Origin of the sequence: Citrobacter rodentium NBRC 105723 = DSM 16636 (assembly GCF_021278985.1) — a bacterium.
GTDB lineage: Bacteria > Pseudomonadota > Gammaproteobacteria > Enterobacterales > Enterobacteriaceae > Citrobacter_A > Citrobacter_A rodentium.
The window spans coordinates 855,417-877,049 of sequence record NZ_CP082833.1 but is presented as its reverse complement, the minus strand read 5'-3'; the positions used below and the strand labels follow the sequence as shown (position 1 = coordinate 877,049).

General features: G+C 50.6%; 18 protein-coding genes. 17 read left to right on the top strand and 1 reads right to left on the bottom strand.

Annotated elements, in window-relative coordinates:
- Positions 1 to 39: 39 nt before the first annotated feature.
- The 4 genes from kefG to slyD all read left to right on the top strand — a co-directional run bounded on the left by kefG (position 40) and on the right by slyD (position 3,303).
- The gene (gene kefG / locus K7R23_RS04170) at positions 40 to 591 is read left to right on the top strand and encodes a glutathione-regulated potassium-efflux system ancillary protein KefG (protein ID WP_024133044.1); all 552 of its coding nucleotides are present in this window, start codon (positions 40 to 42) and stop codon (positions 589 to 591) included.
- Positions 591 to 2,396 (top strand): glutathione-regulated potassium-efflux system protein KefB, encoded by a 1,806-nt coding sequence (kefB, locus tag K7R23_RS04165; protein ID WP_012908396.1) that lies wholly within the window; start codon positions 591 to 593, stop codon positions 2,394 to 2,396. Before kefG ends, kefB begins: the two co-directional genes overlap by 1 nt.
- Positions 2,397 to 2,405: 9 nt before the next feature.
- Positions 2,406 to 2,606, top strand: coding sequence for a YheV family putative zinc ribbon protein (locus K7R23_RS04160; RefSeq protein WP_012908397.1), 201 nt, complete (start codon positions 2,406 to 2,408; stop codon positions 2,604 to 2,606).
- Positions 2,607 to 2,700: 94 nt separating this feature from the next.
- On the top strand, positions 2,701 to 3,303 hold the full coding sequence (gene slyD / locus K7R23_RS04155; RefSeq protein ID WP_012908398.1) for a peptidylprolyl isomerase: 603 nt from the start codon (positions 2,701 to 2,703) through the stop codon (positions 3,301 to 3,303).
- Positions 3,304 to 3,485: 182 nt separating this feature from the next.
- Here slyD and K7R23_RS04150 read toward each other — a convergent pair whose 3' ends face one another.
- On the bottom strand, positions 3,486 to 3,704 hold the full coding sequence (locus K7R23_RS04150; protein ID WP_024133045.1) for a protein SlyX: 219 nt from the start codon (positions 3,702 to 3,704) through the stop codon (positions 3,486 to 3,488).
- Between the two features lie 222 nt (positions 3,705 to 3,926).
- Here K7R23_RS04150 and fkpA point away from each other — a divergent pair, with 222 nt between their 5' ends.
- From fkpA to K7R23_RS04085, 13 genes are all read left to right on the top strand, one after another.
- Entirely contained in the window at positions 3,927 to 4,751 is an 825-nt protein-coding gene (fkpA, locus tag K7R23_RS04145; protein WP_012908400.1) for an FKBP-type peptidyl-prolyl cis-trans isomerase, read from the top strand.
- A 166-nt stretch (positions 4,752 to 4,917) separates the two neighbouring features.
- On the top strand, positions 4,918 to 5,640 hold the full coding sequence (locus K7R23_RS04140; protein WP_003023643.1) for a helix-turn-helix transcriptional regulator: 723 nt from the start codon (positions 4,918 to 4,920) through the stop codon (positions 5,638 to 5,640).
- Positions 5,640 to 6,026, top strand: a complete 387-nt coding sequence (gene tusD / locus K7R23_RS04135; RefSeq protein WP_012908401.1) for a sulfurtransferase complex subunit TusD — start codon at positions 5,640 to 5,642, stop codon at positions 6,024 to 6,026. The genes K7R23_RS04140 and tusD overlap by 1 nt, the downstream gene beginning before the upstream one ends.
- The gene (gene tusC / locus K7R23_RS04130; protein ID WP_012908402.1) at positions 6,026 to 6,385 is read left to right on the top strand and encodes a sulfurtransferase complex subunit TusC; all 360 of its coding nucleotides are present in this window, start codon (positions 6,026 to 6,028) and stop codon (positions 6,383 to 6,385) included. The genes tusD and tusC overlap by 1 nt, the downstream gene beginning before the upstream one ends.
- A 7-nt stretch (positions 6,386 to 6,392) precedes the next feature.
- Complete coding sequence (gene tusB / locus K7R23_RS04125) at positions 6,393 to 6,680, top strand: sulfurtransferase complex subunit TusB (RefSeq protein WP_012908403.1); 288 nt, start codon at positions 6,393 to 6,395, stop codon at positions 6,678 to 6,680.
- Positions 6,681 to 6,805: 125 nt separating this feature from the next.
- Entirely contained in the window at positions 6,806 to 7,180 is a 375-nt protein-coding gene (gene rpsL / locus K7R23_RS04120; RefSeq protein ID WP_000246815.1) for a 30S ribosomal protein S12, read from the top strand.
- Positions 7,181 to 7,276: 96 nt separating this feature from the next.
- Positions 7,277 to 7,747 carry a 30S ribosomal protein S7 gene (rpsG, locus tag K7R23_RS04115; protein WP_002920113.1) on the top strand — a complete coding sequence of 157 codons (471 nt, stop codon included), beginning with the start codon at positions 7,277 to 7,279 and terminating at the stop codon, positions 7,745 to 7,747.
- Positions 7,748 to 7,843: 96 nt separating this feature from the next.
- Positions 7,844 to 9,958: an elongation factor G gene (gene fusA, locus K7R23_RS04110; RefSeq protein ID WP_012908404.1), complete on the top strand. Its 2,115-nt coding sequence runs from the start codon at positions 7,844 to 7,846 to the stop codon at positions 9,956 to 9,958.
- Positions 9,959 to 10,028: 70 nt separating this feature from the next.
- A complete protein-coding gene (tuf, locus tag K7R23_RS04105; protein ID WP_012907761.1) occupies positions 10,029 to 11,213 on the top strand; it encodes an elongation factor Tu in 1,185 nt (394 codons plus the stop codon).
- Positions 11,214 to 11,473: 260 nt separating this feature from the next.
- Positions 11,474 to 13,897, top strand: a complete 2,424-nt coding sequence (locus K7R23_RS04100) for a carbohydrate-binding protein (protein ID WP_012908405.1) — start codon at positions 11,474 to 11,476, stop codon at positions 13,895 to 13,897.
- Positions 13,898 to 14,294: 397 nt separating this feature from the next.
- Entirely contained in the window at positions 14,295 to 16,520 is a 2,226-nt protein-coding gene (locus K7R23_RS04095; RefSeq protein WP_012908406.1) for a glycoside hydrolase family 18 protein, read from the top strand.
- 395 nt (positions 16,521 to 16,915) lie between these two features.
- A complete protein-coding gene (locus tag K7R23_RS04090) occupies positions 16,916 to 18,802 on the top strand; it encodes a glycosyl hydrolase family 18 protein (RefSeq protein WP_012908407.1) in 1,887 nt (628 codons plus the stop codon).
- 503 nt (positions 18,803 to 19,305) lie between these two features.
- The gene (locus K7R23_RS04085; protein ID WP_012908408.1) at positions 19,306 to 21,510 is read left to right on the top strand and encodes a glycoside hydrolase family 18 protein; all 2,205 of its coding nucleotides are present in this window, start codon (positions 19,306 to 19,308) and stop codon (positions 21,508 to 21,510) included.
- The last annotated feature ends 123 nt before the right edge of the window (positions 21,511 to 21,633 follow it).

Genomic DNA, 21,633 nt, shown 5'->3' with positions numbered 1-21,633 from the left:
ACTCTACACAAAAACAGAAACAAAACCGGGAGGGGGATGATGTCTCAGCCAACAAAGGTGTTGCTGCTGTATGCCCATCCGGAATCTCAGGACTCGGTGGCGAACCGGGTGCTGCTTAAGCCGGCCATGCAGCTCAGCAACGTTACGGTGCACGATCTCTACGCGCACTATCCTGATTTTTTTATCGATATTCCACGTGAGCAGGCGCTGCTGTGCGAGCATGACGTGATTGTCTTTCAGCATCCTTTATACACTTATAGCTGCCCGGCGCTGCTGAAAGAATGGCTGGATCGGGTGTTAAGCCGCGGCTTTGCCAGCGGGCCGGGGGGAAATCAGCTGGCGGGAAAGTACTGGCGTAGCGTGATAACCACCGGCGAACCGGAAAGCGCCTATCGTTATGACGCGCTGAACCGCTATCCGATGAGCGATATTCTGCGGCCCTTTGAGCTGACGGCAGGCATGTGCCGGATGCACTGGCTGAGTCCAATCGTGATTTACTGGGCCAGACGGCAGAGCGCGCAGGAGCTGGAAAGTCATGCGAAAGCGTATGGCGACTGGCTTGCCCAGCCTGTACCCGTGGGAGGCCGCTGATGGAAGGTTCTGATTTATTGCTGGCAGGCGTGCTGTTTCTCTTCGCGGCGGTGGCGGCGGTGCCGCTGGCCTCCCGGCTCGGTATCGGCGCGGTATTGGGCTATCTGCTGGCGGGCATCGCCATCGGCCCGTGGGGGCTGGGATTTATCAGCGACGTCGACGAAATCCTGCATTTTTCTGAGCTGGGCGTCGTATTTCTGATGTTTATCATCGGCCTGGAGCTGAATCCGGCGAAGCTCTGGCAGCTTCGGCGCTCGATCTTTGGCGTCGGGGCGGCGCAGGTTCTGTTCAGCGCGGCGCTACTGGCCGGATTGCTGATACTGACTGGTTTTTCCTGGCAGGCGGGGGTGGTCGGCGGGATTGGTCTTGCCATGTCCTCAACCGCGATGGCGCTGCAATTAATGCGTGAGAAAGGCATGAACCGTAGCGAGTCCGGGCAGCTTGGCTTTTCCGTACTGCTGTTTCAGGACTTAGCGGTGATCCCTGCGCTGGCGCTGGTGCCGCTGCTGGCCGGTTCCGCTGACGAACATTTCGACTGGATGAAAGTCGGCATGAAGGTGCTGGCCTTTGCCGTGATGCTGATTGGCGGACGCTACCTGCTGCGTCCGGTGTTCCGCTTTATTGCCGCCTCCGGCGTGCGCGAGGTATTTACCGCCGCCACGCTGCTGCTGGTATTAGGGTCCGCTTTGTTTATGGATGCGCTGGGGCTGTCGATGGCGCTCGGCACTTTTATCGCCGGCGTGCTGCTGGCGGAGAGCGAATATCGCCACGAGCTGGAGACGTCCATCGATCCGTTTAAGGGACTGCTGCTCGGTCTGTTTTTTATCTCCGTGGGGATGTCGCTGAATCTGGGCGTGCTGTATACCCATCTGCCGTGGGTGGTGGCGAGCGTGCTGGCGCTGGTGGCGGTAAAAACGCTGGTGCTGTACGGGCTGGCGCGGGTGTACGGCCTGCGTAGCTCAGAGAGAATGCAGTTTGCGGGCGTGCTGAGCCAGGGTGGGGAGTTCGCTTTTGTGCTGTTTTCGACGGCGTCGTCGCAGCGGTTGTTTCAGGGGGATCAGATGGCGCTGTTACTGGTTACCGTCACGCTGTCGATGATGACCACGCCGATGCTGATGAAGCTTATCGACAAGCGCCTGTCCCGCCAGTTTAATGGTCCGGATGAGGCGGATGAAAAACCGTGGGTTGATGACGACAAACCGCAGGTCATTGTGGTGGGGTTCGGTCGTTTCGGTCAGGTGATTGGACGTCTGCTGATGGCCAACAGGATGCGCATCACCGTGCTTGAGCGCGACATCAGCGCGGTTAACCTGATGCGTAAATATGGCTATAAGGTTTACTACGGCGACGCGACGCAGGTGGATCTTCTGCGTTCCGCGGGAGCAGAGGCGGCCGAATCGATCGTTATTACCTGTAACGACCCGGAAGATACGATGAAGCTGGTGGCGCTCTGCCAGCAGCATTTTCCGCATCTGCATATTCTTGCCCGGGCGCGTGGACGTGTGGAAGCCCATGAGTTATTACAGGCGGGCGTCACGCAGTTTTCCCGCGAAACCTTCTCCAGTGCGCTGGAGCTGGGGCGTAAAACGCTGGTGTCGCTGGGAATGCACCCCCATCAGGCGCAGCGGGCGCAGTTGCACTTTCGGCGGCTGGATATGCGGATGCTGCGGGAGCTGATTCCGATGCACGCCGATACGGTACAAATATCCCGCGCCAGAGAGGCCAGACGCGAGCTGGAGGAGATTTTTCAGCGTGAGATGCAGCAGGAACGACGCCAGCTGGACGGCTGGGATGAATTTGAGTAGGGGATCAGTATGACAATCCGTAAACGTTTTATTGCCGGGGCAAAATGTCCCTCCTGCCAGGCGCAGGATTCGCTGGCGATGTGGCGCGAGAATAATATCGATATTGTTGAGTGCGTTAAGTGCGGTCATCAAATGCGCGAAGCGGATAAAGAAGCGCGCGATCATGTTCGCAAAGATGAACAAGTGATCGGGATCTTTCATCCAGACTAGCGATATGCCCCGAGATTTTTTAAGCTAAAGGGTACACGGGTGCAGATTTCCGCTACAATCTGCGCCAGCAATTTTCCCACGCTCAGGAGATATCATGAAAGTAGCAAAAGACCTGGTGGTCAGCCTGGCCTATCAGGTACGTACAGAAGACGGTGTGTTGGTTGATGAGTCTCCGGTGAGTGCGCCGCTGGACTACCTGCACGGCCACGGTTCCCTGATCTCTGGTCTGGAAACCGCCCTGGAAGGTCATGACGTCGGCGACAAATTCGATGTGGCAGTCGGCGCGAACGACGCTTACGGTCAGTATGACGAAAACCTGGTGCAGCGCGTGCCTAAAGACGTCTTTATGGGCGTTGACGAACTGCAGGTTGGCATGCGCTTCCTGGCGGAAACCGACCAGGGTCCGGTGCCGGTAGAAATTACCGAAGTGGAAGACGATCACGTTGTGGTTGACGGCAACCACATGCTGGCAGGTCAGAATCTGAAATTTAACGTTGAAGTGGTGGCGATCCGCGAAGCGACCGAAGAAGAGCTGGCTCACGGCCACGTTCACGGCGCGCACGGCCACGACCACGATCATGACCACGGTCACGACGGCTGCTGCGGCGGTCACGGCCATGACCACGGTCACCAGCACGGCGGCGAAGGCTGCTGCGGTGGCGGCGGTAAAGGTAATGGCGGCTGCGGTTGCCACTAATACCCGTCGTCTTTCCAGCCACCGCGGCGTTGGCGACGCTGTCGAAACCCGGTCACCCAGGTATCTATGTGACCGGATTTCTCAAGCTTGCCGCCTTGCTGTGACTTGAAATCCATAGGGTATTATTTGCTCTGTAAATGAGCGGATACAAAAAAGCGGGCATCGCCCGCTTTTTTTACGTCTCAATAGTGCGGCGGCGGCGTCTCTTCCGCCTGTGAGGCGATGTTAGACGGCTGGCTGGCCTTAAGTTTCTCCGTCAGCAGACGCAGATGATCGCGTAATTTGGCCATTTCCATCTCATGGGCGGTGACCGTCGCGTTGAGCTCCTCAATGGTGATCTCCTGAAAAGCCAGACGACTTTCCAGCTCGGCCAGACGCGCTTCCATTGTGGTATCCTGCATGATGCACCTCATTGATTGTCCTGGGTTGCGGCGGATTCTACTGCAATCTGTCGGTTTGCATAGCCCTGTTCTCCCTCGCCGAAACTAATTTAAACAAAAAGTGTCTGAAAAGAGGTGAGATTAAGGCATGTCCTTATGTTGATTTGTTCAACAACGATTTATAGTACGCTTCTGGATATGAAGCTAACCTCGGGGCGAGATGCCCCGGCCCTGGAGATATGGATGAAATCATTGTTTAAAGCCACGCTGCTGGCAACCACGATGGCCGTTGCGCTGCACGCCCCGATGACCTTCGCTGCTGAAGCGGCGAAACCGGCTGCCGCGGCGGACAGTAAGGCCGCGTTTAAAAATGACGATCAGAAATCAGCTTACGCGCTGGGCGCTTCGCTGGGTCGTTATATGGAAAACTCGCTCAAAGAGCAGGAAAAGCTGGGTATCAAACTGGATAAAAATCAGCTGATCGCTGGTGTCCAGGACGCGTTTGCCGACAAGAGCAAACTGACTGACCAGGAAATCGAACAGACCCTGCAGGCGTTTGAAGCGCGCGTGAAGTCTTCCGCTCAGGCGAAGATGGAAAAAGACGCGGCTGAAAACGAAGCCAAAGGTAAAGAGTACCGCGATAAGTTCGCCAAAGAGAAAGATGTGAAAACCTCTTCTACTGGCCTGCTGTATAAAGTAGAGAAAGCCGGTACCGGCGAAGCGCCGAAAGACAGCGACACCGTAGTGGTGAACTACAAAGGCACCCTGATCGACGGTAAAGAGTTTGATAACTCCTACACCCGCGGCGAACCGCTCTCCTTCCGTCTGGACGGCGTGATTCCGGGCTGGACTGAAGGCCTGAAGAACATTAAGAAAGGCGGTAAGATCAAGCTGGTCATTCCGCCGGATCTGGCATACGGCAAAACCGGCGTTCCGGGTATCCCGGCTAACTCCACGCTGGTATTCGACGTAGAACTGCTGGATATCAAACCGGCGCCGAAAGCGGATGCGAAGCCAGAAGCCGCGGCAAAAGCTGACGCCAAAGCCGCCGATGCTGCTAAAAAATAAAAGCTGAGAACCGCCGCCGAACAGAGCGGCGGTTTTTTTATTGCAGGCCGGATATAATTAGTTGTGGAAAGTGGAACCTCCACTGTATTAATTTAACCATCCGCATATTTACTGAGCCTGCCCTGAAAACATAACGACAGGCTCCTGAAAAGGAGTGTTTTTTTTCATGTCCAGGTCGCTTTTAACCAACGAAACCAGTGAATTAGATTTGCTGGATCAACGTCCTTTCGACCAGACCGATTTTGATATTCTGAAATCCTACGAAGCGGTGGTGGACGGGTTAGCGATGCTCATTGGTTCCCACTGTGAAATCGTATTGCACTCTTTGCAGGACTTGAAATGCTCCGCTATTCGCATCGCCAATGGCGAACACACGGGGCGTAAAATCGGTTCGCCGATTACCGACCTTGCGTTACGTATGCTGCACGATATGACCGGTGCGGATAGCAGCGTGTCAAAGTGCTACTTTACCCGTGCGAAAAGCGGCGTTCTGATGAAGTCAGTGACGATTGCCATTCGCAATCGTGAGCATCGCGTGATTGGCCTGCTGTGCATCAACATGAACCTTGATGTGCCGTTCTCGCAAATCATGAACACCTTTATTCCGCCGGAAACGCCGGAAGTGGGATCGGCGGTTAACTTTGCCTCGTCTGTGGAAGATCTGGTGACCCAGACGCTGGAGTTCACCATTGAAGAGGTGAACGCCGATCGTAACGTCTCTAACAACGCCAAGAATCGCCAGATCGTGCTGAACCTGTACGAGAAAGGTATTTTCGATATTAAAGACGCGATCAATCAGGTGGCGGATCGCCTGAATATCTCCAAGCACACCGTGTACCTCTATATTCGCCAGTTCAAAAGCGGCGACTTCCAGGGGCAAGATAAGTAATGCGTTTTGCCATCATGGTGACGGGTCCGGCTTATGGCACCCAGCAGGCGAGCAGCGCGTTGCAGTTTGCCCGGGCAGTGATTGAGGAAGGCCACACGCTGAGCAGCGTCTTTTTCTATCGCGAAGGGGTGTATAACGCCAACCAGCTCACCTCGCCGGCCAGCGATGAGGTCGATCTGGTTCGCGCCTGGCAACAGCTGAATTGTCAGCATGGCGTCGCGCTGAACATCTGCGTCGCTGCGGCGCTGCGTCGCGGCGTGGTTGATGAAACCGAAGCGGGACGGCTGGGGCTGGCATCCGCCAATCTTCAGCCCGGCTTTACGCTAAGCGGTCTCGGCGCGCTGGCGGAAGCCTCGCTGACCTGCGATCGGGTGGTGCAGTTCTGATGAATAAAATCGCCTTTGTTTTTTCCTCGGCGCCGCACGGCAGCGCATCGGGTCGGGAAGGGCTGGACGCGCTGCTGGCGACGTCAGCGCTGACGGACGAGCCTGGCGTCTTTTTTATTGGCGACGGCGTATTTCAGATTCTGGAAGGGCAAAAGCCGGGCGTGGTGCTGGCGCGCGACTATATCGCAACCTTTAAACTGCTGGCGCTGTATGACATCGAACAGTGCTGGTTGTGCGCCGCTTCGCTGCGCGAACGCGGTCTTGGCGACGACGCGCGTTTTGTGGTGGCGGCGACGGCGCTTGAACCTGAAGCGCTGCGCCGTGAGCTTGGCCGTTACGACGTTATCCTGAGATTCTGAGGTTCGCATGCTGCATACGTTACGCCGCTCGCCGTGGCATTCCGACTTCTCCTCTTTGCTGCGTTTACTTGCGGAAGGCGATGCGCTTCTGTTACTTCAGGATGGCGTCATCGCCGCCATAGAAGGCAGCCGCTACCTTGAAACGCTGCGTAATGCCCCCATAACCGTATACGCCCTGCAAGAAGACATTGACGCTCGCGGTTTAACTGGTCAAATTTCAGACAGCGTCGTCAGGGTTAGCTATACTGATTTCGTCAGACTCACGGTCGCGCACGCCAGCCAGTTGGCCTGGTGACGGCGCGATCGTTGTATATTTCTTGACACCTTTTCGACACCGCCCTAAAATTCGGCGTCCTCATATTGTATGAGGTCGTTTTATTACGTGTTTACGAAGCAAAAGCTAAAACCAGGAGCTATTTAATGGCAACAGTTAACCAGCTGGTACGCAAACCACGTGCTCGCAAAGTTGCAAAAAGCAACGTGCCTGCGCTGGAAGCATGCCCGCAAAAACGTGGCGTATGTACTCGTGTATATACTACCACTCCTAAAAAACCGAACTCCGCACTGCGTAAAGTATGCCGTGTTCGTCTGACTAACGGTTTTGAAGTGACTTCCTACATCGGTGGTGAAGGTCATAACCTGCAGGAGCACTCCGTGATCCTGATCCGTGGCGGTCGTGTAAAAGACCTTCCGGGTGTTCGTTACCACACCGTTCGTGGTGCGCTTGACTGCTCCGGCGTTAAAGACCGTAAGCAGGCTCGCTCCAAGTATGGCGTGAAGCGTCCTAAGGCTTAATGGTTCTCCGTTAAGTAAGGCCAAACGTTTTAACTTAAATGTCAAACTAAACTCGTAGAGTTTTGGACAATCCTGAATTAACAACGGAGTATTTCCATGCCACGTCGTCGCGTCATTGGTCAGCGTAAAATTCTGCCGGATCCGAAGTTCGGATCAGAACTGCTGGCTAAATTTGTCAATATCCTGATGGTAGATGGTAAAAAATCTACTGCAGAAACTATCGTATACAGCGCGCTGGAGACCCTGGCTCAGCGTTCTGGTAAATCTGAACTGGAAGCTTTCGAAGTCGCTCTCGAAAACGTGCGTCCGACTGTCGAAGTTAAGTCCCGCCGCGTTGGTGGTTCTACTTATCAGGTTCCAGTTGAAGTCCGTCCGGTCCGTCGTAATGCTCTGGCAATGCGTTGGATCGTTGAAGCTGCTCGTAAACGCGGTGATAAATCCATGGCTCTGCGCCTGGCGAACGAACTCACTGATGCTGCAGACAACAAAGGTACTGCAGTTAAGAAACGTGAAGACGTTCACCGTATGGCCGAAGCCAACAAGGCGTTCGCACACTACCGTTGGTAATCCCTTCGGAATTTTAGTCACCAGGCGGGCGCTTCGAGTAAGCAGCCCGCTTTGGGCTACTTAAATTGAACGCCTAAAAGATAAACGAGGAATCAAATGGCTCGTACAACACCCATCGCACGCTATCGTAACATCGGTATCAGTGCGCACATCGACGCCGGTAAAACCACTACCACCGAACGTATTCTGTTCTACACCGGTGTAAACCATAAAATCGGTGAAGTTCATGACGGCGCGGCTACCATGGACTGGATGGAGCAGGAGCAGGAACGTGGTATTACCATCACTTCCGCAGCGACTACTGCATTCTGGTCTGGTATGGCTAAGCAGTATGAACCGCATCGCGTAAACATCATCGACACCCCGGGGCACGTTGACTTCACCATCGAAGTAGAACGTTCCATGCGTGTTCTTGATGGTGCGGTAATGGTTTACTGCGCAGTTGGTGGTGTTCAGCCGCAGTCTGAAACCGTATGGCGTCAGGCAAACAAATATAAAGTTCCGCGCATTGCGTTCGTTAACAAAATGGACCGCATGGGCGCGAACTTCCTGAAAGTTGTTGGTCAGATCAAATCCCGTCTGGGCGCGAACCCTGTTCCGCTGCAGCTGGCGATTGGCGCTGAAGAAGCGTTCACCGGTGTTGTTGACCTGGTGAAAATGAAAGCCATCAACTGGAATGAAGCAGATGCTGGCGTAACCTTCACCTATGAAGACATCCCGGCTGACATGCAGGAACTGGCTGAAGAATGGCACCAGAACCTGATCGAGTCCGCAGCGGAAGCGTCTGAAGAGCTGATGGAAAAATACCTGGGTGGTGAAGAACTGACTGAAGAAGAGATCAAAACGGCTCTGCGTCAGCGCGTTCTGAACAACGAAATCATCCTGGTAACCTGTGGTTCCGCATTTAAGAACAAAGGTGTTCAGGCGATGCTGGATGCGGTAGTTGACTACCTGCCATCCCCGGTTGACGTACCTGCGATCAACGGTATCCTGGACGACGGTAAAGACACTCCTGCTGAGCGTCACGCTAGCGACGATGAGCCTTTCTCTGCACTGGCATTCAAAATCGCTACCGACCCGTTCGTGGGTAACCTGACCTTCTTCCGCGTGTACTCCGGTGTGGTTAACTCTGGTGATACCGTACTGAACTCCGTGAAATCCGCACGTGAGCGTTTCGGTCGTATCGTTCAGATGCACGCTAACAAACGTGAAGAGATCAAAGAAGTTCGCGCGGGCGACATCGCTGCGGCGATCGGCCTGAAAGACGTTACCACGGGTGATACCCTGTGCGATCCGGATCATCCGATCATCCTGGAGCGTATGGAATTCCCTGAGCCGGTAATCTCCATTGCTGTTGAGCCGAAAACCAAAGCTGACCAGGAAAAAATGGGTCTGGCTCTGGGCCGTCTGGCTAAAGAAGACCCGTCTTTCCGCGTATGGACTGACGAAGAATCTAACCAGACCATTATCGCCGGTATGGGTGAGCTGCACCTCGACATCATCGTTGACCGTATGAAGCGTGAATTCAACGTTGAAGCGAACGTCGGTAAACCTCAGGTTGCTTACCGTGAAGCGATTCGCGCGAAAGTTACCGATATCGAAGGTAAACATGCGAAGCAGTCTGGTGGTCGCGGTCAGTACGGTCATGTTGTTATCGACATGTACCCGCTGGAGCCGGGTTCCAACCCGAAAGGCTACGAGTTCGTCAACGACATTAAAGGTGGTGTAATCCCTGGCGAATACATCCCGGCCGTTGATAAAGGTATCCAGGAGCAGCTGAAAGCAGGCCCGCTGGCTGGTTATCCGGTTGTTGACATCGGTATCCGTCTGCACTTCGGTTCTTACCATGACGTTGACTCCTCGGAACTGGCGTTTAAACTGGCTGCGTCTATTGCCTTTAAAGAAGGCTTTAAGAAAGCAAAACCAGTTCTGCTTGAGCCGATCATGAAGGTTGAGGTAGAAACGCCGGAAGAGAACACCGGTGACGTTATCGGTGACCTGAGCCGTCGTCGCGGTATGCTGCGCGGTCAGGAATCCGAAGTGACTGGCGTTAAAATCCACGCTGAAGTACCGCTGTCTGAAATGTTCGGATATGCAACTCAGCTGCGTTCTCTGACCAAAGGTCGCGCATCATACACCATGGAATTCCTGAAGTATGATGATGCACCGAGCAACGTTGCTCAGGCCGTAATCGAAGCCCGTGGTAAGTAATCCACAGGATTAAAACCTAAGTCCCGTGCTCTCTCCATAAGGGGAGAGCGCTATAGTAAGGAATATAGCCGTGTCTAAAGAAAAATTTGAACGTACAAAACCGCACGTTAACGTCGGCACCATCGGCCACGTTGACCACGGTAAAACTACTCTGACCGCTGCAATCACTACCGTACTGGCTAAAACCTACGGCGGTGCTGCCCGCGCATTCGACCAGATTGATAACGCGCCGGAAGAAAAAGCGCGTGGTATCACCATCAACACCTCTCACGTTGAATACGATACCCCGACCCGTCACTACGCACACGTAGACTGCCCGGGCCACGCCGACTATGTTAAAAACATGATCACCGGTGCTGCTCAGATGGACGGCGCGATCCTGGTTGTTGCCGCGACTGACGGCCCGATGCCGCAGACCCGTGAGCACATCCTGCTGGGTCGTCAGGTAGGCGTTCCGTACATCATCGTGTTCCTGAACAAGTGCGACATGGTTGATGACGAAGAGCTGCTGGAACTGGTTGAGATGGAAGTGCGTGAGCTGCTGTCTCAGTATGACTTCCCGGGCGACGACACGCCGATCGTTCGTGGTTCTGCCCTGAAAGCGCTGGAAGGCGAAGCAGAGTGGGAAGAGAAAATCATCGAACTGGCAGGCTTCCTGGATTCCTACATCCCTGAGCCAGAGCGTGCGATTGACAAGCCGTTCCTGCTGCCGATCGAAGACGTATTCTCCATCTCCGGTCGTGGTACCGTTGTTACCGGTCGTGTAGAGCGCGGTATCATCAAAGTGGGCGAAGAAGTTGAAATCGTTGGTATCAAAGAGACTGCGAAGTCTACCTGTACCGGCGTTGAAATGTTCCGTAAACTGCTGGACGAAGGCCGTGCGGGTGAGAACGTAGGTGTTCTGCTGCGTGGTATCAAACGTGAAGAAATCGAACGTGGTCAGGTACTGGCTAAGCCGGGCACCATCAAGCCGCACACCAAGTTCGAATCTGAAGTTTATATCCTGTCCAAAGACGAAGGCGGCCGTCACACTCCGTTCTTCAAAGGCTACCGTCCGCAGTTCTACTTCCGTACAACTGACGTGACTGGCACCATTGAACTGCCGGAAGGCGTGGAAATGGTAATGCCGGGCGACAACATCAAAATGGTTGTTACCCTGATCCACCCGATCGCGATGGACGACGGTCTGCGTTTCGCAATCCGTGAAGGTGGCCGTACCGTTGGCGCGGGCGTGGTTGCTAAAGTTCTCGGCTAATATGACGTTTTAATAACGTATTTAGTCTTAAAAACCCCGAATATATTTCGGGGTTTTTTATTATTAAAATATCGTATTTTAATTTAATTCATATCACTCAAATAAATATTTTATTTACTCTGGTCTGATGAGGGTGTTTATTTCTTAAATTTCATTAGTTATTCCTTTAATAATTGAACTTAACGGATGTTGTTATTAACGTATTGCCGTTAAATCGTTACGTAAAACGATACAGTTTACTATTAACAGGGATTTTAAAAATGAAATTAAATTTAGCCACTAAGGCCCTTTTTTGCATGGGGCTGACTTGTGCTGCGTTGCCGGCATTTGCTCTTGAAGCATGGAGCGGCCAGGAGGGCGGCAGTACCTACGAAGTTATTTTCGATGGCGGCGTTTATACGAACGCATGGTGGGTAGGCGCTTCCGACTGCCCGGGGAATGCTGCCGACAATGAAGCGAATAACCCGTGGCGTTATGAGCGCGCTGCAACCGCGGCTGAAATGGATAAATACGGTAATCCAACGACCTGTGAAACCAGCGGCGGTACGGTAACTTATCCGGCTTATGATAATACCGTCTCTTATAATGCAGGCGATATTGTTTCCTACAATAATGCAACTTATAAGACGTCGACAGCGCAAAGCAGTTACGGTTTTGCTCCAGGCCAGGAGAATCCCTGGGAAGCTTATGCTCCGGTTGCAGAGTGGTCATCTTCCACCGTTTATAATAAAGGCGATAAGGTTCAGAAAAACGGTGAGGAATATGAAGCCATGTTTTATACAGTAGGAAACGATCCTTCTGTTCCGGCTAACCAGAACCCGACCGGTACAAATGGCCGTCCGTGGAAACCGCTTGGCGCGGTTGTCTCTTACACTCAGGAGCAGCTTAACAATGCGCCGGAATACAATGCCTCCACGCTGTACGAGAGCGGTACTCTGATTCGCTACAATGGTGCTAACTACGTCTCGCAGGCAAAAGTACAGAAAGTTTCCCCGACTGACACTAACCCGTGGCGCATCTTCATCGACTGGACCGGCACGAAAGAAAAAGTCGGTACGCCTAAATCCCCGTGGCCTGCGCATGTCTATGCTCCCTATGTCGACTTTACCCTGAATTCCCAGCCCGATCTGGCGAGCCTGGCGCAGAACCAGAATGTAACCCACTTCACTATGGCGTTTGTGGTCAGTAAGGATGCGGAAACCTGTCTCCCGACCTGGGGTACGGCGTATAACATCAACGACTATGCACAATACAGCAAGATAAAGGCCCTGCGTGAAGCTGGCGGCGATGTGATGGTTTCCATTGGCGGTGCGAATAACGCCCCGCTGGCGGCATCCTGTAAAAATGTTCAGGATTTGAAACAGCACTACTACGATATCGTTGATAATCTGAACCTGAACGTACTGGACTTCGACATCGAAGGTACCTGGGTTGCGGATCATGAATCTATCAATCGCCGTAACGAAGCGGTGAAGGCCGTTCAGGACACCTGGAAAGAAGAAGGGCGTAAAATAGGTATCTGGTATACCCTGCCGATTCTGCCGACCGGTCTGACCGCAGAAGGCCTCTATGTGCTCGAGGATGCTAAAGCGAAGGGGGTTGATCTGGCGGGTGTTAACGTAATGACCATGGACTACGGTAACAGCATTTGCCAGTCCGATGGCACCGAAGGCCAGAATATCCATGGCAAATGCGCCACCTCCGCAATTGAAAACATGCACAGCCAGCTGAAGCAGATCTTCACTGATAAGAGCGATGCTGAAATCAATGCGATGATGGGTACCACGCCGATGATCGGCTATAACGACGTTCAGGGCGAAGTATTCTACATGTCGGATGCGAAGCTGGTCATGCAGGACGCAACTGAACGTGGGCTGGGTATGATTGGTATCTGGTCAATGATGCGCGATCAGCCGGGCGTCGCCAAACAGGTTTCTCCTGAACATAGTGGACTGACTGCACAGCAGGCGCCGCAGTATGCTTTTAGCGAAGTGTTTGCGCCGTTTACGCAAGCCGGTGATTCTGGCGACCTTACAGGCGACGTAAAAGCCGTTTTTGTGGACGTATTCGATGGTAAGCAACGTATTAATGTGAATTTTGATGCCAGCAAGCTTAGCGGTTCCAATAGTTATCGCGTAGAAGTTGATGGTCAATATGTCTTCTCAACGGAGGGCGGCAAGTCCTATTACGGATACCGTTATAACTATGGTACACAGTCAACAATACGTACTGGTGATGTAAGCTACCTTCTTCATGCCGGCTCTGTTGTTACCGTTAAGCGTACCGGCCCTGATGAACAAATTCTGGCTACCCTGACCGTAACGGAAGATATGCTGAAGGGGAATAATCCGCTGGTAAGCAGTACGGATGTCACCTCTCTGTCCGTGAAGAAAGAGAAGGGTATTCCTATGGTTTATGTCGGTTTTGCCGCTGATAAAATTGCTTCAGGAACCGATAGTTCTTACGTCATTAAAGTAATGGGTGATGCGAAGAATGGTAACTACGTCTTTAGTTATGATAACGGTAAGTGCTACTACTCCTCAAAATCAACCAGCAATGGTATTACGACAGTGAAGTCTGATGAACGCGCGATTTCGGCTGGTGAAACCATCGTGGTCGAACGTATCACCCCGTCTCCGGCAACCATTGCAAAAATTGTTGTGACGGAAGATATGCTTAAATAACATTTAAGCTGTATTACATATGAAAAAGGGGGCCGAAATATTGCGGCCCCTTCTTTATGATTTGAAATAAAAACTTACACAATTAAGGTATTTGTATTTCCTATTATTGTTTTCTTTTTTTTACAGCATCAATAGTTATCAATAATTGTTTTTGTTTGACGTCGTCTGGTTACGGTTAATACAAATAAGTCCCCTCTCATATTCATTGGTAACGTTTATCTTAAAAAGAGAAATTATCTTACCACCATTTTTATATATCACTGATTTTTATGATTCAATAATCAGGTACTTTTAATAATCCGAAGGGCAATTGTGGTCTGTTTATTTATTCTTTATGGTAATGGAGCCAGAACTGGCGGCTACACCAGTTGCTACATTACATTATTAAGGATAATATATGAAGCTCAATAAATTAACGGCTGCAATGTTTATTGCAGGGATGTCACTCACTTTCTCATCCTTTGCGGCGACGTTGTCAATGAATGATGACGCGAACACGATCAGTGGGCTTAACAGCAGCCAGATGCTGAGTAAAAATAATGGTAATACGTGGGAAGCCTGGACGGATGCCAGTGAGAATAATTTCCCTGGCGCTGTCACCGTTATGGTGGCGCAAAAGGATAATAATGCGATTAATTCCGTGGATTATGATCCCGCGGCGACTTACGGCACGGCGGGAACGCTGGTCCGTTACAACGGCTATTACTGGCAGAGCCAGTGGTGGGCGGATCCGGGCCGGATCCCGGGAAGCGATCCCGTCTGGCTGAGGGTCGGCCCGATTCAGATCCAGAATCTGGCGACGTTCACCTTTACCCCGTATAGCGGGCAAAAAGCGGCGGATTTGCAGAAAGAAGCAAAAGATAAAGTTGCGGCGCAGCGCAAGGTCATCGGCTATTTCCCGGAGTGGGGCGTGTATGAAGCGCATAACTATTTCACCCCGGATAAAATCGACTTCAGCCAGCTCACCCACCTGAACTATGGGTTTGCGGTGATCAAGGGTGGCGAAGTGGTTATTCACGACACCTATAAAGGTCCTGAATTGCTGCGCCAGCTGGATAAACTGACCGAGCAAAACGGCGTGACCAATATGGTTTCCGTCGGCGGCTGGAATAACTCCGAAGAAGGAGTATTTGAGGAGGCGACCAGAACCCAGGAAGGTATCAATAAACTTGCCGACAGCATGATTGCCTTTATGCAGGAGTGGGGCTTCGATGGTATCGATATTGACTGGGAATACCCGGACAGCGACGCCGAAAGGGCAAACTTCACCAGCCTGGTGCAGACGCTGCGCAGCAAACTTGATGAGCTAGGTTTACAGAGCGATAAATACTTCCAGCTTTCTGCGGCGGTGACCACTAACCACAATAACATTCAGTACATCAACCCGGAAGTGACCGCGCCGTTGCTGGACAGCGTCAACGTGATGGCTTACGACATCCATGGCGCTTTTGACTCCATCACCGGTCATAATGCGCCGCTTTATGCCAACAGCAAGGATGCCGATCAGAAGCTGAACGTTGCCTCCACGCTGCAGGAGTACAGCTCAACGTGGAATGTGCCAAAAAGTAAGCTGATGGTGGGTATCCCGTATTATGGCCGCGGCTGGGGGAGCGTTGAACCTACCGAGATCGTGAAAGGGCTGCCGGGGTTATTCGCCTCTGGCTCTGCGACCGTGCATGGCGCATGGGATGATGAAGGGCAGTTTACCGGCACCAACCCGTACTATCTGCTGAAGGAGTATGCGGCTTCCGCCGACTGGACCCGCTACTGGGATTCGGAGTCACAGGTTCCTTATTTATACAATGCCAAAACCAAAGAGTTTTTAACCTACGATGACCTTGAGTCAGTACAGAAGAAGGTCAACTTTATCAACCAGAACGGTTATGGCGGGGCGATAATCTGGGATCTGAGCGGCGACACGCCGGAGCATGAGCTGGGTGAGATTGTCGATGATATCATTGAGTTTCCTTCCGGGGACGTAAAAGCCGTTTTCCTGGACCTGTTCAACGGTAACCTGCGCATTAATGTGACTTTTGATAGCAGTAAACTTAGCGGCTCAAATAATTATCGCGTTGAAGTAGACGGTACATATGTTTACGACACAAAAGGTGACCGCAATTATAACTCAAAGCGTAATACCTATGGAGCACAGTCAATCATACGTAGTTATGCTGATTTAAGCAGTTTCCTTCATGTCGGCTCTGTCATTACCGTTAAACGTACCAGCCCCGATACAGAGGTTGTCGCGACGCTGACTGTTACGGAGGATATGCTGAAGGGGAATCTTCCGCTGGTAAGCAGTCCCGATGTCAAGTCTTTGTCCGTGAAGAAAGAGAAGGGTGTTCCTATGGTTTATGTCGGTTTTGCCGCTGATCAAGTTGCTTCAGGAACCGATAGTGCTTACATAATTAAATTGAGGGGTGATGCGACAGATGGTAAATACATCTTTAGTTGCGATTTAGGTAAGTGCTACTATTCTTTACAATCAACCAGCAATGGTATTACGACAGTGAGGGCTGATGAAAGCGCGATTTCGGCTGGTGAAACTATTGTAGTTGAACGTACCCTTCCAACTCCGGCAACGATTGCTAAACTTGTCGTTACGGAAGCTATGCTTAAATAAAAAACAGCTTTTTTTAATATGAGACGGGGCCGACATATTTCGGCCTCTTTTTTATAGTCCGCAATAAAAATTTACATAACTTTAGTATTTTTTCTCTCTATATTTATGCTCTCTGCAAGCCTGTCATTTATATTTATCAGTAATAGTTTCTGTTTGACACCCTTAAGTTTCGGTTGAATAAAAATAAAAGTCTTGCATTGTTATTAGTAATGATTATGTGATGATAAAAAATCACTACGTCTATATTTCTGTATATCACTATTATTTATCGATCAATAATCAGGTGCTTTTAATAAGCCGAAGGGCAATTGTGGTCTGTTTGTTTATTCTTTATGGTAATGGAGCCAGAAATGGCAGCTACACCAGTTGCTACATTACATTATTAAGGATAATATATGAAGCTCAATAAATTAACTTCCGTTATGTTTATTGCGGGGATGTCATTCTGTTTCTCATCCTTTGCGGCGACGTTGTCAATGAATGATGACGCGAACACGATCAGTGGGCTTAACAGCAGTCAGATGCTGAGTAAAAATAATGGCAGTACGTGGGAAGCCTGGACGGACTCCAGTAAGAATAATTTCCCCGGCGCGGTCACCGTTATGGTGGCGCAAAAGGATAATAATGCGATTAATTCCGTGGATTATGATCCCGCGGCGACTTACGGCACGGCGGGAACGCTGGTCCGTTACAACGGCTATTACTGGCAGAGCCAGTGGTGGGCGGATCCGGGCCGGATCCCGGGAAGCGATCCCGTCTGGCTGAAGGTCGGCCCGATTCAGATCCAGAATCTGGCGACGTTCACCTTTACCCCGTATAGCGGGCAAAAAGCGGCGGATTTGCAGAAAGAAGCAAAAGATAAAGTTGCGGCGCAGCGCAAGGTCATCGGCTATTTCCCGGAGTGGGGCGTGTATGAAGCGCATAACTATTTCACCCCGGATAAAATCGACTTCAGCCAGCTCACCCACCTGAACTATGGGTTTGCGGTGATCAAGGGTGGCGAAGTGGTTATCCACGACACCTATAAAGGCCCTGAACTGCTGCGCCAGCTGGATAAACTGACCGAGCAAAACGGCGTGACCAATATGGTTTCGGTCGGCGGCTGGAATAACTCTGAAGAAGGAGTGTTCGAGGAGGCGACCAGAACCCAGGAAGGCATCAATAAACTTGCCGACAGCATGATTGCCTTTATGCAGGAGTGGGGCTTTGATGGTATTGATATTGACTGGGAATACCCGGACAGCGACGCCGAAAGGGCAAACTTCACCAGTCTGGTTCAGACGCTGCGCAGCAAACTCGATGCGCTCGGTTTACAGAGCGATAAGTACTTCCAGCTTTCTGCCGCAGTGACCACTAACCACAATAATATCCAGTACATCAACCCGGAAGTGACCGCGCCGTTACTGGACAGCGTCAACGTGATGGCTTACGACATCCACGGCGCTTTCGACTCCATCACCGGACATAATGCGCCGCTTTATGCCAACAGCAAGGATGCCGATCAGAAGCTGAACGTTGCCTCCACGCTGCAGGAATACAGCACAACGTGGAATGTGCCAAAAAGCAAGCTGATGGTGGGCATCCCGTATTACGGTCGTGGATGGGGTAACGTGGCGCCGACAGAGATTGTCAAAGGGCTGCCGGGGTTATTCGCCTCTGGCTCGGCGACCGTGCATGGCGCATGGGATGATGAAGGGCAGTTTACCGGAACCAACCCGTACTATCTGCTGAAGGAGTATGCCGCTTCCGCCGACTGGACCCGCTACTGGGATTCGGAGTCACAGGTACCTTATTTATACAATGCCAAAACCAAAGAATTCCTGACCTACGATGACCCTGAGTCAGTGCAGAAGAAAGTCAACTTTATCAACCAGAACGGCTATGGCGGGGCGATAGTCTGGGATCTGAGCGGTGATACGCCGGAACATGAGCTGGGTGAGATTGTCGATGATGTTTTTGAGAAGATGATTACGGATGGGGTCATCTCTTTTGAACCTTATACTGGTCCAACTGAGCGGAACATGCGGCTGACTTTGTCTAAAGAAGCATTCAAGACACGTAAATTTGTTGCTTATCATAATGGTAAATATATGGGGCACACGGAAAGAAATTTATCGTATTACGGTAAACACTGGAGTGTGGATAATGGCCTTAATGAAGAAATAAAGCTACAATATTATTACAAACCGCAGGCTGGTGATGTGATTAAGTTGGTTGAAGATAACTGGATCAAAGAGACAGAGCTGAAAACAATTATTCTTACCGAAGATATGTTGAAGTAACCCAGAGGATTTCGAGAGAATAAATCCTTTACAGGAAGATGATCCCGAAACATTCGGGATCATCTTATAGTAACTCAGCATATTGAAGTTGCATTTTTATATAATTTCTGTTGCTTTTAATTCTTCTGTGAAGCCTTTAAGCTTATTCACATAAGTAATAATAGTAGGGAAACAAAAATTTACATAATTTTAGTATTTGCTCTCTCTATATTTATGCTCTCTGTAAGTCTGGTATTTATAGTTATCAATAATAGTTTCTGTTTGACACCCGTTAGCTTCGGTTCATTAAAAATAAAAAACCAGCCTTTCCATTAGTGATTTTTATGTAATGACAAAAAATTACCATGCCGATATTTCTGCATATCACCATTATTTATTGATAAATAATCAGGTGCTTTTAATAAGCAGAGGGGTAATTGTGGTCTGCTTATTTATTCTTTATGGTAACGGAGCCAGCAATGGCGGCTACATCAGTTGCTACATTACATTATTAAGGATAATATATGAAGCTCAATAAATTAACGGCTGCAATGTTTATTGCAGGGATGTCACTCACTTTCTCATCCTTTGCGGCGACGTTGTCAATGAATGATGACGCGAACACGATCAGTGGGCTTAACAGCAGTCAGATGCTGAGTAAAAATAATGGTAATACGTGGGAAGCCTGGACGGATGCCAGTGAGAATAATTTCCCGGGTTCTGTCACCGTTATTGTGGCGCAAAAGGATAATAATGCGATTAATTCCGTGGATTATGATCCCGCGGCGACTTACGGTACGGCGGGAACGCTGGTCCGTTATAACGGCTATTACTGGCAGAGCCAGTGGTGGGCGGATCCGGGCCGGATCCCGGGAAGCGATCCCGTCTGGCTGAGGGTCGGTCCGATTCAGATCCAGAATCTGGCGACGTTCACCTTTACCCCATATAGCGGGCAAAAGGCGGCAGATTTGCAGAAAGAAGGGAAAGATAAAGTTGCGGCGCAGCGCAAGGTTATCGGTTATTTCCCGGAGTGGGGTGTGTATGAAGCGCATAACTATTTCACCCCGGATAAAATTAACTTCAGCCAGCTCACCCACCTGAACTATGGTTTTGCGGTGATCAAGGGTGGCGAAGTGGTTATTCACGACACCTATAAGGGTCCTGAACTGCTGCGCCAGCTGGATAAGCTGACCGAGCAAAACGGTGTGACCAATATGGTTTCCGTCGGCGGCTGGAATAACTCCGAAGAAGGAGTATTTGAGGAGGCGACCAGAACCCAGGAAGGTATCAATAAACTTGCCGACAGCATGATTGCCTTTATGCAGGAATGGGGCTTTGATGGTATTGATATTGACTGGGAATACCCGGACAGCGACGCCGAAAGAGCAAACTTCACCAGTCTGGTGCAGACGCTGCGCAGCAAACTTGATGCGCTCGGTTTACAGAGCGATAAATACTTCCAGCTTTCGGCCGCAGTGACCACTAACCACAATAACATTCAGTACATCAATCCGGAAACGACAGCGCCGTTACTGGATAGCGTCAACGTGATGGCTTACGACATCCACGGCGCTTTTGACTCCATCACCGGTCATAATGCGCCGCTTTATGCCAACAGCAAGGATGCCGATCAGAAGCTGAATGTTGCCTCCACGCTGCAGGAATACAGTTCAACGTGGAAGGTGCCCAAAAACAAGCTGATGGTGGGCATCCCTTATTATGGTCGTGGATGGGGTAACGTGGCGCCGACAGAGATTGTCAAAGGGCTGCCGGGGTTATTCGCCTCTGGCTCTGCGACCGTGCATGGCGCATGGGATGATGAAGGGCAGTTTACCGGAACCAACCCGTACTATCTGCTGAAGGAGTATGCCGCTTCCGCCGACTGGACCCGCTACTGGGATTCGGAGTCACAGGTACCTTATTTATACAATGCCAAAACCAAAGAATTCCTGACCTACGATGACGCTGAGTCAGTACAGAAGAAAGTCAACTTTATCAACCAGAACGGTTATGGCGGGGCGATAATCTGGGATCTGAGCGGTGATACGCCGGAGCATGAACTGGGTGAAATTGTTGAGGGAGTCCTCAACCCCCCTTCAGATGTGAAGGATTTCACTATGGTGAATGGTCGTGTTTACACCATGATAGAGGCAACCGCGCAGAAAAAATCAAATCGTTATATCGTAAAATTTAACGGCAAATATTTATGTGAAAGCTATAAGGGTGATGTGCTGTACGGTACTAAAAGCAGCAGTAATGGTATTACCACGATGGGTTGTTCAACCAATTTCGTTCTGGGTGACAAGCTTACCGTAAGTCTTGAGTCAGGCAGTCCGGGTCTGTCTATCAATACTGGCGGTCCGATTCTGGGCGAACTGGTTGTTTCAGAGGAGCACCTGCCGTCTGCTTCCACTGAGCCAGTAAAAGGTTTTGCCTATAATAAAGCAAATAGCAGACTTGAAGCGAAACTCGAAGAGAATGCGCAAAAGGGCGAAAATCGCTATGTTGTTAAAAAAGATGGCAAAAATTATATTTGCGAAAGCTATAAAGGCTCTGTCTATTATAGCTATAAGTCTACCAAAAATGGCGTAGTGACAATGAGTTGCCCGATTAAACTTGAAGTTGGCAGTACTTACTCTTTGTCGGCTGAATCAAATATGCCAGGATATAATCCAAATACAAAAGGTCCTGTACTTTCGAGTTTTGTTGCTACTGCCGATATGAAGTAATAATCGAAGTCGATATATTTTTGAGCTAACTTGTTGAAAATAATCCCGTCATTTCTTTACGGATTTGGCGGGGTTTTTTTGAATTGTAATGAGAACAATAATCATTTATCATAACGGTGTTCA